The sequence below is a fragment of the Maribellus mangrovi genome (assembly GCF_037646455.1).
In the GTDB taxonomy this organism is placed as follows: Bacteria; Bacteroidota; Bacteroidia; order Bacteroidales; family Prolixibacteraceae; genus Draconibacterium; species Draconibacterium mangrovi_A.
The window spans coordinates 1073469-1089669 of sequence record NZ_JBBIXN010000002.1; the positions used below are offsets into that span (position 1 = coordinate 1073469).

The following is a 16201-nucleotide window of genomic DNA, read 5'->3' on the forward strand; positions in this document are numbered from 1 at the left end:
CCGGATTTGACGGTTGTGAAGGTGCAATTACATACACCTACACCTGGACTGACTGTGCCGGACTCGATTTCGAATGGACTTATACTTACACCGTAGATGATAATACAGCACCAGAATTAGTTTGTAAAAATGTAACGGTTGATTTAGATGAAAATGGTGAAGCATCCATTGTTCTGGATGATGTATTTGTAAGTGCTTCAGATAATTGTGGCGGTTCCGTAACACCATCACTCGTTGGACCATACACTTTCGGCTGTAGTGATGTTGGAGATAATACAGTAACTGTTTCCGCTACCGATTGTGCCGGAAATATTGGTTACTGTTATCCAACTGTAACTGTAAACCCAATAGAAGTTTGTGGCGATTACACAGGAACACTGTTTGCCAATACCGAAATAGACAAGGATGAGACTGAATTAGCACCAGCATTAATTACAATTAATGTTACATTCCCGGCAAGCGAACTCATTTGTGGTCCTTGCGGCCTTGAATTGACTCTAATCCCCGATGGAAAGGCAAAATTAAAACCTGGTGATAATCCAGGTTGGACAGTGGCCACCCCATCTGGCTGGACGTCGGATGATGGAATTTGGACCACAGAGTTTGATGAAAATGAAGATCCTGTGTCTTACACGTATACAAAAGTTTGTAACGTAAGTCTGGAGGAAGTTGATTACTCCGATGTACTCCAATTAACATGGGAATTTGCAGAAGGATGTAGTTATACAATTAATACAAATGTTTGTGATAACTTAATGTTAATCACTGTTTCGAAACCTTCCGATGACTTTGTAACTGGCGGAGGATATCTACTATTGGAAAATCCGGATCCGCGCGGAGAATTGGCTGGCTCAATTGGCACTAAAAACAATTTCGGATTTAATGTAAAATGGGCCAAAAACTACTCCCGGTTAAAAGGGAATATTAACACTATTTGGAGGGTTACCAATGAGTACGGAGAGATTATTCATATGTACCAGGCCAGGTCAAATAAACCTTCTACATTGATTATTACTGAACAGTTTACAGATCCAGTCGATCCATCCAAATTAACAGGATATCGTGTAGATTTAATATTTAGCAATGTAAATATTATTGAACTTAAAGGTATTTACGGTGGAGGGGCAGGATACATTATCATGACCTTCTATGACTGGGGCGAACCAGGCTCAACCAATCCGGCACAACCACAGCCAGATCTATTTGGATTTGCCGTACTGGATAATAAGGACAATCTACTGTATGCAACCAACGATTTTGACTATGACAGAATATTGCCAGGATATATGGTTGATGATGAATCGTACCCTGTGTTATTGCAAGATTTAACAAAGGGAAATACACAAGTTCATGCTGGACCTACCAACCAGGAAAAAGCTGCTGAGATTACCACAGCTATAGAACCGGGAATGGTTGAAGGCGCGGAATTAAAAGTTTACCCGAACCCATTTAGCGAGAGGGTACGTTTTGAGTTTGTTTCGCCGGTAGCCACACAGGCTAAGATTGATGTCTACGACATGACCGGCCGCCACGTACAAACCATTTTCGACGACTTTGTGAAAGAGAACACCAGGTACAATGCGGCGTTTAAACCCGAAGTTAGCGTAAGTGGCATGTACTTCTACCGCATGCAGCTTGGCGATGCGATCTATAACGGCAAAATGATATATCAACGAAAATAAAAATATCGTTTGTTGTGCTCAGGTGAAATAAAAACATCTGAGGGACAATAAACCGGCAGGCAGTGGCCTGCCGGTTTTTTTATGTTTTGTTTATTTAAACCAATCAACAACCTGAATGAATTATCACACTGATTTGATGACACTTATATTCTGGATTCGCCTTTCATGCATTTTCAGCACATTCTCAAAAATGGAATAATAAGCTAAAATGTTGAAAATTTACATAACATTCTGTTTTGTAACTACAGCAAACCAAGGCAAGGCACGGCATCTTACGTTTTTTCATTTTGGGACAGCATTGATTACCAGCCTATTATAATATTTCGTAATTTTCGTACTGTTAATTGAGGATAAAAAATAAGGGTCTCTTCTTTTAACACCACTTACTTTTTAAACTGGAACCGATGGAAAAATTCAACATTTTCTTTCCTGGTTTTGTGTATTTACGCCTTGCGGAACAATTTTGTCTGCATGGAATACCGGACGCTCTTAATTTTTCAAGGGACGCATTCAAATTACTTTAATTTAAAAACCTATATTCTATGGACACGCGCTGAAAACCTCTAACTCATTACAACACAATACCCATTCACAAGAACCGACAGAATCGATACTATTGATTCAACGACGAATATTATGACAAGTATTTAACCAATACAAAAATACCTTAACTCAAAACAAACAAGAAATGAAAAAAATCTACAAAAAATTACGAACGACCCGAATGGCAATGTTATTGCTGTTAATGGGGATCTTTATTTTGTCAGCGAATATGAGCTTCGCTAAACAAAATAAAATTGATAGTGTGGCTATTGGTCCGCAACAAGGATATGTTTTACCCGGGGAAACCGGATCAGTTACATATCTGGTAACCATATACAGAGCCAAAGATCCCGGAAACAACGGGGAACTCAATATTGGACTATGTCTTAGAAATGGAGACGGCTCGCAAATATTCAGTCATGACAGTATTTCCTACTCCTTTGATCCTGCAGTCCCGGTAATGCTCTGGGGGCAGAATATTAAAGATAGTGTTGTGACTACTACATTGACTATTCATGTTGACTCTGCAATGAACAACACAACCGCTGTTGAATTTGGAGTAAGAGCCTGGTACCCGGCAACAACGAACGACGGTTGCAATATCGCAATCGGAGATTTCGAAGAAGCTCTAACTGGAATCTTCCAACTTGGAGTTCCTCCGGCAATTGTTTGTCCGGCGAATATTACACAAGACACCGATGAAGGCGAATGTGAAGCTGATGTTTCATACTCCCTGAATTATATCTCCGATACAGATTTAACACTTACCGAAGGGCAATATCACGGAATTCCCGAACCTGACATTTATTATTCTTTAGATGGAACAAATTATCTTCCTGGTGATGGCAGTGGATTAACCTATCTTAAAGGAACAACCACTGTATATTTAAGAGCTGACAACGGATTAGGCCAAGCAGCTGAATGCAACTTTGATATTACGGTAGAAGATAACGAAGCACCAACCTGGACAACCGGCTCTCAGGAACTGGACACTATGCTTGCCTGTGACGATGATGAAGGTTTGATTCTTGCTCAATCATGGGGACCAGCAGCCACCGATAATTGTGGGGTCACAAGCATCGATAAAACTCCCGGAGCTTTTATTCCTTCGCAGGAATGTCAACAATCAGGTACGATTACAAATACCTGGAAAGCAACCGACAGTAGTGGAAATACAAGTACGGTTTTTACCCAGGTAATTACAATTGTTGACACAGTTGCACCCGTTTGGACTACTGAGGAATTCGCACTCGACTCAACTTTAGCTTGCGACGATGGTGATGGTTTAACATTAGTACAAGGTTGGTATCCTGTGGCTTTGGATAATTGTGATGCTGATGTATCCAATATTTTAAAAGTCGCCGGCAATTTTGTTCCATCACTGGAGTGTGACCAATCAGGTTCCTACACTAATACATGGACCGTTACAGATGATTGCGGAAATACAAGTGCAATTTATACCCAGGTAATTACCATAATTGATACAGTAGCTCCTGTATGGACAACGGAAGAATTCGCGCTCGACTCAACTCTGGCTTGTGACGATTCTGAAGGATTGACCTTAGTGCAGGGATGGTTCCCGGTAGCCGTGGATAATTGTGATGCAGATGTTACTGATATTGTAAAAGTCCCCGGAGAATTTGTTCCTTCCCTTGAATGTGACCAGTCTGGAAGCTACACCAACACATGGACCGCGACCGATGACTGCGGAAACACAAGTGCTGTTTATACCCAGATAATTACCATTATTGATACAGTGGCTCCTGTATGGACAACGGAAGATTTCGCGCTCGACTCAACTCTGGCTTGTGACGATTCTGAAGGATTGACCTTAGTGCAGGGATGGTTCCCGGTTGCCATGGATAATTGTGATGCAAATGTTACTGATATTGTAAAAGTCACCGGTGAATTTGTTCCATCTCTTGAATGTGACCAGTCTGGAACCTACACCAACACGTGGACCGTGACTGATGACTGTGGGAACACAAGTGCTGTTTACACACAAATAATCACGATTGTTGATACAGTTGCTCCGGTTTGGATTACTGAAGAATTCGCGCTCGATTCAACTTTATCGTGCGATGATGCGGAAGGACTGACTTTAGTGCAAGGATGGTTCCCGATTGCCATGGACAATTGCGATGCTGATGTAAGTGATATCCAAAAAGTAGCTGGTGATTTTGAAGCCTCAGCTGAATGTCCTCAATCAGGTATTTACAACAATACCTGGACGGTAGCTGATGATTGCGGGAATATAAGTACTGTGTTCAGCCAGTTAATTACCATTATCGACACTACTCCACCAACACTTTCTCTCCCCGAAGTTGATGAGTTCTACCCTACCGATGAAGCCACACGCTGCGAAGGAACTGAACGTTCTTTCGAAGCCACTGCAGTTGATAATTGCGGAGAGGCGACTGTTACCTACAAAGTGGGTGCTGATACAATAGAATTCCCTTATTTCTTCGAAGTTGGGACAACAACTGTTAAGGTAATTGCCGAAGACGAATGCGGAAATGCTGCAATAGATAGCTTTAATGTTGTAGTAAAAATACCTACAACTACCGAAGCCTTCGTTAGTGCTGAAGCAGCTCGATATTGCGATGAAGTAACACTTTATGCTGAAATCGACGGCGAATGTCCGGATAACAAGTTAACCGGAAACGTCGACTTCTACCTTGATGATACCACATTTGTTGGAAGTGCTCCAGCTTATCCGATTCCCTTAGGCGAAGCCGGTTATGGAAAACTTCGTGCCACTCTCATCTACAAGATCAAGGTTATTCCTGAGGCTAATTATGACAGTGATCCAAGGACCGTCACCGCTGAATTTATGCCGACCTCTGAATATTATGCCGGCAGCGAAGACGATACCACATTATTGATCTACCCACGTAAAATTGATCCGTTCGTGGCTATCTCAGGATTCTACACTGACAATATGCTGGCCTGGACCACCGGACCAAATTCTTCATCGGGAACCATCACAATGGCAGCCATCATGAAAGACAACAATGATCCGGAAGGTGATTTAAGAGGTGCAGATGTTACTTTCTGTTTTGTAGAAATCGAAGGACAAGATACTACTTACAAAGCAATACCAAGTGCTAAAAAACTTCCTGCCGGTTTAATCAATATTCTGGATGGAACTTATGGTGCAGCCAGTGCCGATGTTCAAATCGATATTCGTAAAGTAGAAGAAATAAAGATCGGTGTGATACTTTCTGGCGGATATATAAATGATCCGGCAGCAGATCCCGCGATTGCAACTGTTTCACTTGCCAAACCTACTGCTGATGGAACAGCAGAAGGAGAAGGAGAACTGGCGAACACCAATTCTGAGGGAATGATAAAAGGCGCGTCAGAAGAAACAACCTCTTTTAATTTCAATGTTGAATACAATAATAAGCAGACGAATCCGCAGGGAAGCATGACAATTGAAGTGAAAAGCTGGTACAATCCGGATGGAACACTTGACGGAGAATTGCATACTTACGTCATCGAAAGCAATGCCATCAACCTGTTTGCCATAGGACCAAATTCAGAATTTCCTCTTGCTGACAACCAGGCCATTTTTGATGCGAAAGCTAATATCTCAGAAAAAATGGACGATGGAAGTACCGTTGAGATCGATGGCAACTCACCATTGCATGTAACATTTATTGATGGGGACTTTGATGGTCGTGAAGGACTCGATTCTATTGGAATTACTTATTACCGGAAAGACGGTGGTGTATGGTTCTCAAGCTATTGGGACTGGTCAGCTGTTGGAGTTCTTGAAAATCCGGTTACCCTTGACCAGGAAGTGAGTGGTGAAATTACAATCTGGAAGGAAGAAGCAGAAGTCGAAGTTCAGGCAAGCTCAAAAGGCAACAAAAACAAATCCGCGTTTATTCCAAGCGATTCTCAAATAGCAATCGATGGACCGGATCTAAAAGTTTTCCCAAATCCGTTTAAGGATCAGGCACGTTTTGAATTTGTTTCGCCGGTTGCTGCTCAGGCAAAAATCGACATTTACAATCTGGCCGGACAAATGGTTCAAACTATTTTTGATGAATATATTGAGGAGAACACGTACTACAATGCCGAGTTTCAACCTGTAAATCAAGGCAGCGGTTTATATTTCTACAAAATGCAACTTGGTGATCAGCTATACAACGGCAAACTGGTTTATAAAAAAGAATGATTAATTGAACTTAACTGAATTGATGAAAACCGGCAGGATTTATTTCTGTCGGTTTTTTTGTGCCAGCCTTTACACCGAACAATAAAGTTGGTCATTATTATTCTTACTAAGACTGATTCCAAATATTAATAAAGCCCACTAAATCAAGAACAATTACACAAAAACACCGTAACTTCAATAACAAACAAAAGATCATTAATAAACCAAACCGTAATACCATGAAAAAATCAACTTTAGTAACAATAATGGCAGTAATATCACTGCTAGCTATTGCTGTGATTGTACCCACAACAATTGATGACTTTTTCCTACCGGGTTCTCAAGTCGGACAATCAGGAAACCTTGAAACACCCGACCGTTGCGACAATTGCCACGGAGGCTACGATCAGACTGTAGAACCTGCATTTAATTGGCGGGGAAGCATGATGTCGCAAGCTGCCCGCGATCCCTTATTCTATGCTTGCCTGGCAATTGCTGAACAGGATGCACCCGGCGTTGGTGATATGTGTCTGCGTTGCCACACACCCGACGGCTGGCTCAACGGACGTTGCGAACCCACTGATGGTTCGGCACTCAATCAAAACGACCGGGAAGGTGTACAATGCGATTTTTGCCATAAAATGCTTGATCCAAGAGCCTACGCTTCCAATCCTTACGATGATGAAACTGTTCCTGATGATATAAGAGCGGCCTATAAAAATGAAACATGGCCGCAGGACCAGTCATATCTTGCCGATATCATTCCTCTTCCGGGATCACCCGGAAACGGGATGTACGTGGCTGATGCCAACAATGCCAAACGTGGTCCGTTTGCAGATGCAACAGGAAGGCACCATATGTTCGCGTCACCATTTCATTCGCGCAGCGAGCATTGTGGCACCTGTCACGATGTGAGCAATCCGGAGTTAACGAGAATTTCAACGCAAACCAATGAATATATCGCAAATGCTTTGGGAGTAGAAGCTGAAGATTTTAATGTCAGGTTTATGTTTCCGATCGAACGCACCTACAGCGAATGGTTAGCCAGTGGATATGCAACAGGGATAGGAGTGGAAGAGACAAAAACCTGCCAGGATTGCCACATGCATGATGTTACCGGTAAAGGTGCCAAAATGAAAGATGCCAGGGTTCGGACAAACCTCCCGTTACATGATATGACCGGAGGTAACACCTTTGTTCCCAACCTGGTTAAACAGCTATATCCTTCTGAAGTAGATGCAGATGCATTGGATGCTGGAATTATAAGAGCAACCAACACACTGAGGTCGGCTGCTGAAATGGATCTTACCTCTCTAAATGGTGAAGCGATCGTCGTAGTAACAAATAAAACCGGACATAAATTACCTACAGGTTATCCGGAAGGAAGGCGAATGTGGATAAATGTATTGTTTTACAATGCTGACGGAGCTGTTATCAAAGAATCAGGTACATACGATAATTCAACCGGAATTTTAGCAGAGGATGACGAAATTAAAATCTACCACTGCGAACCCGGTATAAGTGAAGCTATGTCCGATATAACAGGAATTCCTGCAGGTCCATCTTTTCACATGGCACTTAACGATATGATCTATCACGATAACCGGATTCCACCCGCAGGATTCACCAACTCCGACCTTCTGGAGAAACAATCTCCAGTAGTTGATCATGATGGTGTTGTCAGTACAACGATGTATCCTGACGGTCAAAACTGGGACAGTACCCCTTATTCGATACCAGATGGAACAGCAAAGATTGTCGCCAGATTATACTATCAAACAGCGTCAAAAGAATTCATTGATTTTCTTGCCTCTGAAAATAAAACCAACACACGTGGAACTGAGATCCTCAGTTTATGGGAAAACAATGGCAGATCTGCCCCCGTTTTAATGAATGAAAAATCTGTGCTGTTAAGTCCTCCTGTTGCCGATTTCACTGCATCTCCTACTTCAGGAAAAGCTCCACTGACAGTTAGTTTTACAGACGCCAGTTCAAATGCTCCTACAACATGGAATTGGGATTTTGGTGATGGAGAATCGTCCACTGAACAAAATCCAACTCATGAATACACCACTCCCGATACTTACACTGTTTCGCTAATTGTAACAAATGACAACGGAAGTAATATCGAAACTAAAACAGATTACATAAATGTTCTAGACAATTCAGGACCTGATTATATTACGGCTTTGTTTGGCCCCTGGGAAACGATCAACTTGTCAAAAGGGGAAAAACAGTACTCAGTAATAGTTACGGTGGATCCTGTTGTGGAGGGAGCCGCAGTTACCGGTTATTTTGATGGCGATTCGCCTAAATTCTTCGAAACAGACAACAATGGGCAAGTAACAATTGAATCTCTTCCGTTCAAAGGAAGTGTTTCATGGTGTATTCATATTACTGATATAATTGCTGATGGTTATGATTTTGTGGAACCTGTTTCTGATTGCACGATAAAGAGTGCAAGAATACTTGCTGATCAATCGGTTGGGAATGGCATCAACGTCTACCCCAACCCGTTTACCGATAAACTCGTTTTCGAATTTACTCGCGAAAATGATGAAAAATGCCTCATCGAAGTATTTGATGTTTCCGGACGAAAACTTGATGTTGTATTCGACCAAATAATAAAAGCCGGGCAAAAATACAAAGTGGGGTATGATGCAAACAAAGTTTCTGCCAACATGCTGTTTTATCGCATGCAATTTAACAATGAAGTAATCAACGGAAAGGTAGTTCATCAATAAAAATCAAAACTGTTAATAGTTAAAAGGCGCGCTCTTGTGCGCCTTTTTTATGTTTACCTTAACCTGAAAATTAAATAAGACAGCTCTAGTAATGCCAGAAAAGAAATTAACAACAGATATTTTTGATTTCCTCAAACTTCAAGGCTACAAAGCGATTGAGAGGTTTTTAACATCAGACCAAGCGTTTTAAGGTTTTATAGTTAAAAACTTTTATTTAACTGATTGATACGCATTTAAGAAATAACCTATATTGAAACACATTTTGAAAGAAACGGACACCGCCCGTGAGAGGCGAGAACTGAAATTACAAAAGTTATTGTCTTCGTTTTAGGACGCTTTGAAAGACGACTGTTGGCATCAATCATTTCGGAACCAACAGCAAAACTTCTGCATTAATTATCAACCCCTAAAAAAATTCGGATGATCCAATACCAACCGGCTCAGCTGAAAACAATTTATTGAATTGAAAAAACACAACAAAATTTAAATCAATGAAAACTAGTATCTTATTAGGGGTGATGTTAGTAGTGGGAAGTTTATTCTGGAGCTGTAACAGCGACCAGATTTTACCAGACTACGAAGGAGAAATGCTAGCTGTAGCGGCAGACTTAAACCAGGAAATCGTCGGATTGAAAAGTGGCGAGGCAGGGATAATGAGTATCGATGATCCGCAATCATTCCCTGTGCTACATAAAGGTGAAGAAGTAGGTACGATGAATGTAATGCATAGCTATAACTGCCTTGTTGTAGTTTTTCTGGGCAACCAGAATCATTCCATCGACCGGGTTCAACTTTGGGTAGGTACCAATATTGAGGAGGTCCCCTCAAATCCGGTAAATAAACCTACTCCTGGCAGATTTCCGTTCAAGAACTTCGGTTTCAACAATTTTATTTTCCTGATCCCACAAGATCAAATTGCAGAAGATTATTTTTTATCTGAAGGTGGCCCCGTATTTCTGGTGGCTCACGTCGAAACAAGTAACCGACAAACAGGTAAAAGTGAATCGTCCTGGAGTGAAGGAGAAACACTTAGTCCTAAAAGCAATGCAACAAGCACCAAATATTTGCCTGATACGCCCACCTTAAGCGGAGGCTGTTTCCCATTTCCGGCATACTGCGGAACAATGATGAACAAAGCGTTCTATCTTGATCCTACAGATGTTGTTGACCAAAGGATTGTAGCTAAAATTGGGGAAAACAATTGGTTAGATATTGGTTATTTAAGCTTCGATTCAGGAAATATCATATTCAATTTTGATCAGGAGTGGATGTTTACTACTCTTGTTGAACCCGAAGTGGTTGTTACCGGTTACAATGAATTAGGTACAAACGGACAACTAATTTATTCAGGGATTCCGCTTTCACCGGAGCGGCCAATTTATTACTATTATGGACCGTTAGAAGGTTACAATTATTATACAGTAGAACTAAACGTGCAATACTGCTACTAAACAAGTTGTTGATAAATTTGAGTGGGATTGAGTGAAGGGGAATAGGAAAAGGCTGCTTTGGGCAGCCTTTTTTTTCTGTTCTAAACCAAACAATCCTTCGTTTGTTTGAAGGGAATAAAACAAATGCCATGAATTTCTGGGACGAACGATACGCTGCAAAAGAATATGCTTACGGCGAGACACCCAACGAATTTGTAAAAACGCAACTTTCGAAAATACAACCGGGAAACATTCTCGGCCCTGCCGAAGGCGAAGGCCGAAATGCGGTATATGCCGCCACCCAAAACTGGAAAGTAAGTGCTTTCGATCCTAGTAGCGAAGGCCGTAAAAAGGCCCTTCAGCTGGCTAAAAAACACAATGTAAACATCGATTATCGATTTGCCACTTACGAAGAAGTAAATTTTCAGACCGAAAATTTTGATTGCATCGTTTTGATTTTTGCTCGTATGCCTCCTTCTACTGAACCGATTTTAATGGCACATGTAATCTGGTAACAAAAATATCTTCCGGGCAATTTATATTACCAAACACAAATGAATTCATTGGAATGATTAAATACAACAGCAATTTTGTAAGATTCTTCAGGACTCGATACGTGAAGAGACTAATCCTAATACAAGTAATTTGGGATGTGATTCACCTGCAGGCCCGATCAAGCTATTCAGCGATTTTATTCCGGAGAATTTTGCATAGATCAAAGAATTAATTCAAATTTTTACCTTAATTTTAATCTAATCTAGATAATCAACTAAAACCAATAAGCCGTGGATATGCGTTTTTTTACACCAACAATACTGATCATCTGTTTTTTGATTCTAAGTAACGTTCAGGCTCAGGATCGAATTATTCAGGGTAAAGTAACTACCTTTGAAAATATTCCCGTATCCGGAGTGGAAATTCAGGTAAAAAGTACAAAGCAGATAGTTAAAACTGATACGCTTGGCAGGTTTGCAGTTGCTTGTAATGAAAAAGATAAATTAAGTTTTTTTGCCCATGGATTTAATAAGCAAAACGTTAAACTAAAAGATAATACAAAGTTTGTAGCCGTTAATCTTCACCTTAAACCCGGCGAGAAAGGGAAAGAATTGGCAATCGGTTATGGCCATGTATTGGATAAAGATAAATTGAGTGCGATTACCAGTTTAAGAGATGACAATGATGATTTTTCGAAGTATGCAGATATGTATGATTTAATAGAAGGAAGATTTTCGGGTGTTCAGGTAGATGGTACTGAAATTATAATCCGAGGTAAAAATACGATGGGAAGTAGCAATGCCGCATTAATTGTAGTTGATGGAATAGTGAGGGATGAAAGTATTTTAAGTATTCTCCCCCCACATACGGTAAAAAGTATTGATATTATAAAAGATGGTGCTTCTGCTATTTATGGAGCCAGCGGGGCAAATGGAGTTGTTCTCATCGAAACAAAAAAAGGCGGGGAAGAACAATAGCCCGTTCTGATACGAAATCTAATATACTTAATTTTAACCCTACGATTTTAGCTCCCCACTCACGATCACCATTCCTCTAAAACAGGATTCCTTTGAAAAATATACTGACTTGTTAAAGATGCAGTGTGCCATTTTACTGCTGACCGATAATTTAGAGAAAAGTCTGCTACTGGCTTAATCAAAATAAGAATACTGACATGCAATCAGCTGAAGTTAAAAACGAATTCATGGGGACATTTGCTCAACAGATAAACCTCTTCGAAGTTTATTTGTTCTCTCTATCTTAAATGAAGACGATGAACGATTTCTGGAATCAACGATATAGCAGTATTGAATATGCCTACGGCGAGGCACCCAACGAATTTGTAAAAGTGCAACTTTCGAAATTACAACCGGGTACCATTCTCTTCCCTGCCGAAGGTGAAGGCCGAAATGCAGTATATGCTGCCCTCCAAAACTGGAAAGTGAGTGCTTTCGACTCCAGTAGCGAAGGCCGTAAAAAAGCCTTTCAGCTTGCTAAAAAATACAATGTAAACATCGATTATCGAATTACCACTTACGAAGAAGTAAATTTTCAGACCGAAAGTTTTGACTGCGTCGTTTTGGTTTTCGCTCACATGCCGCCGGCTAAACGTAGCGAATACCATCAGAAACTGTGGTCCTTCCTAAAACCTGGCGGTACACTCCTGCTGGAAGGCTTTCATAAGAATCAAATCTTCAGAAACTCGGGCGGACCAAAAAATATCGACATGCTTTTCTCTGAGGCGGAACTTAGCAATGATTTTTCAGCGGCCAGTGAATTATCCGTTTCAGAAACAGAAACCGAACTAAATGAAGGTAAATTTCACAGGGGAACAGCAAGTATAATCCGGGTTATAGCCCGAAAATAAATCTTCCTGGAAATGGTATAAAGAACTGAATCTGTTTGTGTTCAGATACAACAAAATGAACCTTTTATGCGTTTACAACGTATTAGGTTGATATAATTGATTGTTAGCGAACAAAACAATTAAAGTTCATAAGAATTACATTTTCTTGACAATTACGCAAAAACATTATAATTTCGTGTAAGGGAGAATAAAAAAGCAATTGAGATTTTGTTTAGTTGGCAGTATTGTATTATACTTGCATTCGATTTCCGTTGAAATCACTCCCCTCGTAAATTGTTCCAAAACTTTTATCAGACAATTATTAATCGGGAAAAAGATTTAATCTTATCATATGTACGACATTTTAGAATTAAACAAGAAGCTCCTTCCTGAGTTGAAGGAAATAGCTAAGGAATTAAAGATCAAGCGTGTTGATTCCTTCAAAAAGCAAGACTTGATTTACAAGATATTAGACACTCAAGCCATAATTGAAGCTGAAAAAAAAGAAACTAAACCAGCACAAAAAGATCAAAAAGGCAACCTAATCGGACGCCGTAAAAAGAACGAATCAAAAGAAGAGGCAAAAGACGAGCCACGTCGTGGAAAACGTCCACGCCAGCGCATTGAAACAGTGAAGCGCGAAAAAGTTGGTTCGGGCCCAAAAAACAAAGGCGGTCAGAAAAAAGGCGAAGGTCAAAAACCGGAATCGGCCGACAACGCTCCATCTCGCCAGGATCAGATAAAAGCCATTATTAAAGGTTTTAACCGGGATAAAGGGCAGGAATCAGCTCCAAAAGCAGAGAAGCCACAAGCACCGAAAGAACCGGAAAAAGAGACAAAAGCACCTCAGGCAACTCAGCAAGAGAAAAAGCCTCAGGATAAGCAACAAACCGAGCAAGCACCTAAAAAAGAAGAGAAGAAAGAAGCTCAACCAAAAGCGCAGGAAGTTAAAAAGCAAGATAAGCGACAAGGTGATTCAGGCCAAAAGCAGCAGAAACACGATAACGGGCAACACCAGCATCAAAATAACCGTCAGAAGTCAAGACAATTTGAATTCGACGGAATTATAACCAATACCGGTGTTCTCGAAATTCTGCAGGATGGTTACGGATTCCTACGCTCGTCAGATTACAATTACCTCAATTCGCCCGACGATATTTACGTTTCGCAATCGCAAATCAAACTGTTTGGTTTAAAAACCGGTGATACGGTCAAAGGAACTGTTCGTCCGCCAAAAGAAGGAGAAAAATATTTTCCACTTATTAAAGTACTGGAAATTAACGGACGCAGTCCGGAATACATCCGCGACCGTGTTCCTTTTGATCATTTAACACCGCTTTTTCCCGATGAGAAATTCCAACTAACCGGAAATGGACACGACAACATTTCAACCCGAATTGTTGACATGTTCGCTCCAATTGGTAAGGGACAAAGGGGTTTGATCGTAGCTCAGCCAAAAACGGGTAAAACTGTTTTGCTGAAGGAAGTAGCTAATGCTATTGCAGCTAACCACCCCGAGGTTTACATGATCGTTCTTTTGATCGATGAGCGCCCGGAAGAAGTTACTGATATGGCACGTAGTGTAAATGCCGAAGTTATTTCATCGACCTTTGATGAACCGGCCGACAAACACGTAAAAGTAGCCAATATCGTTCTCGAGAAAGCAAAAAGAATGGTGGAATGCGGTCACGACGTAGTTATCCTGCTCGACTCGATTACTCGTTTGGCACGAGCTTATAACACTGTTCAGCCGGCATCGGGTAAAGTACTTTCGGGTGGTGTTGACGCCAATGCACTGCACAAACCAAAACGATTCTTTGGTGCTGCACGTAACATCGAAGAAGGCGGATCGCTAACAATCTTATCAACTGCACTTACCGAAACCGGATCGAAAATGGATGAAGTTATTTTCGAAGAATTTAAAGGAACAGGTAACATGGAACTCCAACTCGACCGGAAACTTTCGAACAAACGAATTTTCCCTTCAGTGGATATTCCTACATCAAGTACACGTCGCGAAGACCTGCTGTTCTCGAAAGAAGTACTGGACAAGCTTTGGATCTTACGCAACTACCTGGGCGATATGAATTCGCTGGAAGCCATGGAATTCATGAAAACAAGACTAATGCGGGCAGCCAGCATGGAAGAATTCCTAACATCGATGAACGATGGATAAATAACAAAACGATATACATTATAAAAAGCAAGCTGCTCAGCTTGCTTTTTATATTTCGTTGTGCCAGGCCCGGCAATTCCAAATTGTTTGTTAACATAAACAAATCTCCACTTCATAAGCACTACCATAAAAACATTGAAACATGGCTTAATTTTTGATGACGTTTTTCTATTTTAGAAGCATTACAATCTGTAATCAAATAATACTGCTTTTATATGAAAACGCTGACACTGCTTATTTTTCTTTCCATTGGTTTTTCGGCGCTGGCGCAAAGCGATTACCAACTCAATCAGGCGATCGATTTTTTTCAGTCGAACAGAATGATTCAGGGTGAAATCAAAAATATGCTTACCGAATCCGAAATTGAAGGATCTCCTTACCTAAACGACGAATTTATTACAGGTTCGGTGTTCACCACATCAAAAATACAATACAACGATATTCCGCTGCGTTACAATGTATACAACGACGAAATGCAATTTAAATCGCCTGAAGGAAATGTTTCAGCCATTGCCGCACCCGAAATAATAGAGAAAGTGGTTTTTGGCGATTATACCATCGAATATATTCCTTACATCATAGCAAAAAAAATGAGAAGGGGTTTCTTTAAAGTACTGCTTAAGGGAAACGCAACACTGTATGCCCGTTCTAATATTGAATACCGCCAACCCGTTCCGGCCGGAGCTTATAAAGATCCCGAACCTGCCCGATTTCTCGAAAAACCTGACACTTATTTTATTCGGATAGGAAAGGAAGCTGCCCTTGAAATCGAGAATAAAAAAGACCTGGAAGCTGTTTTCCCGGATCACAAAAAAGAAATAGCCTCTTTTATTAAAAAGAATAAAGTAAACCACCGTAAGGAAGATAAATTAAAAGAACTGGTAGAATACTACAATTCACTTTAGTAAAGTCTTTTGGTCAGAAACAGGGTGATTTTGAATGATTCAGGATCACCCTTTTTTTTGTGCAACACCTCAAATCCACAGTCAAATAGTGGTCTGTTTCACAAAATCAGAATAGAAAAACACAAAAAAAATGACGACTTCTGAAAAAAACTAAAAATATATTGGCAACGTATGCAACATTGAAATATTACCTTCGTCATTCAATCAGAAAATAC

At 40.6% G+C, this 16201-nt stretch carries 9 protein-coding genes; all 9 read left to right on the forward strand.

The features are described from left to right. Nucleotides 1-1682, forward strand: a 1682-nt coding sequence (locus WFY05_RS12470) for a T9SS type A sorting domain-containing protein (protein WP_340113199.1), incomplete at its 5' end; no start/stop codon positions are given. 688 nt (nucleotides 1683-2370) lie between these two features. Beyond that, nucleotides 2371-6411: a T9SS type A sorting domain-containing protein gene (locus WFY05_RS12475; RefSeq protein ID WP_340113200.1), complete on the forward strand. Its 4041-nt coding sequence runs from the start codon at nucleotides 2371-2373 to the stop codon at nucleotides 6409-6411. 218 nt (nucleotides 6412-6629) lie between these two features. After that, nucleotides 6630-9134 (forward strand): PKD domain-containing protein, encoded by a 2505-nt coding sequence (locus WFY05_RS12480; RefSeq protein WP_340113201.1) that lies wholly within the window; start codon nucleotides 6630-6632, stop codon nucleotides 9132-9134. A 491-nt stretch (nucleotides 9135-9625) separates the two neighbouring features. Continuing rightward, entirely contained in the window at nucleotides 9626-10585 is a 960-nt protein-coding gene (locus WFY05_RS12485) for a hypothetical protein (protein WP_340113202.1), read from the forward strand. 128 nt (nucleotides 10586-10713) lie between these two features. Continuing rightward, nucleotides 10714-11079 (forward strand): class I SAM-dependent methyltransferase, encoded by a 366-nt coding sequence (locus WFY05_RS12490; RefSeq protein WP_340113203.1) that lies wholly within the window; start codon nucleotides 10714-10716, stop codon nucleotides 11077-11079. A 276-nt stretch (nucleotides 11080-11355) separates the two neighbouring features. Beyond that, a complete protein-coding gene (locus tag WFY05_RS12495; protein WP_340113284.1) occupies nucleotides 11356-12036 on the forward strand; it encodes a TonB-dependent receptor plug domain-containing protein in 681 nt (226 codons plus the stop codon). Between the two features lie 296 nt (nucleotides 12037-12332). After that, nucleotides 12333-12926: a class I SAM-dependent methyltransferase gene (locus tag WFY05_RS12500; protein WP_340113204.1), complete on the forward strand. Its 594-nt coding sequence runs from the start codon at nucleotides 12333-12335 to the stop codon at nucleotides 12924-12926. 331 nt (nucleotides 12927-13257) lie between these two features. Further along, nucleotides 13258-15081, forward strand: a complete 1824-nt coding sequence (gene rho / locus WFY05_RS12505; RefSeq protein WP_340113205.1) for a transcription termination factor Rho — start codon at nucleotides 13258-13260, stop codon at nucleotides 15079-15081. A gap of 215 nt (nucleotides 15082-15296) precedes the next feature. Beyond that, nucleotides 15297-15986: a hypothetical protein gene (locus WFY05_RS12510; RefSeq protein WP_340113206.1), complete on the forward strand. Its 690-nt coding sequence runs from the start codon at nucleotides 15297-15299 to the stop codon at nucleotides 15984-15986. The last annotated feature ends 215 nt before the right edge of the window (nucleotides 15987-16201 follow it).

Bases quoted from the DNA above. Each gene is read 5' to 3' on its own strand.
- WFY05_RS12475 (WP_340113200.1), top strand. From the start codon at position 2,371: ATGAAAAAAATCTACAAAAAATTACGAACGACCCGAATGGCAATGTTA.
- WFY05_RS12480 (WP_340113201.1), top strand. From the start codon at position 6,630: ATGAAAAAATCAACTTTAGTAACAATAATGGCAGTAATATCACTGCTA.
- WFY05_RS12485 (WP_340113202.1), top strand. From the start codon at position 9,626: ATGAAAACTAGTATCTTATTAGGGGTGATGTTAGTAGTGGGAAGTTTA.
- WFY05_RS12490 (WP_340113203.1), top strand. From the start codon at position 10,714: ATGAATTTCTGGGACGAACGATACGCTGCAAAAGAATATGCTTACGGC.
- WFY05_RS12495 (WP_340113284.1), top strand. From the start codon at position 11,356: ATGCGTTTTTTTACACCAACAATACTGATCATCTGTTTTTTGATTCTA.
- WFY05_RS12500 (WP_340113204.1), top strand. From the start codon at position 12,333: ATGAACGATTTCTGGAATCAACGATATAGCAGTATTGAATATGCCTAC.
- rho (WP_340113205.1), top strand. From the start codon at position 13,258: ATGTACGACATTTTAGAATTAAACAAGAAGCTCCTTCCTGAGTTGAAG.
- WFY05_RS12510 (WP_340113206.1), top strand. From the start codon at position 15,297: ATGAAAACGCTGACACTGCTTATTTTTCTTTCCATTGGTTTTTCGGCG.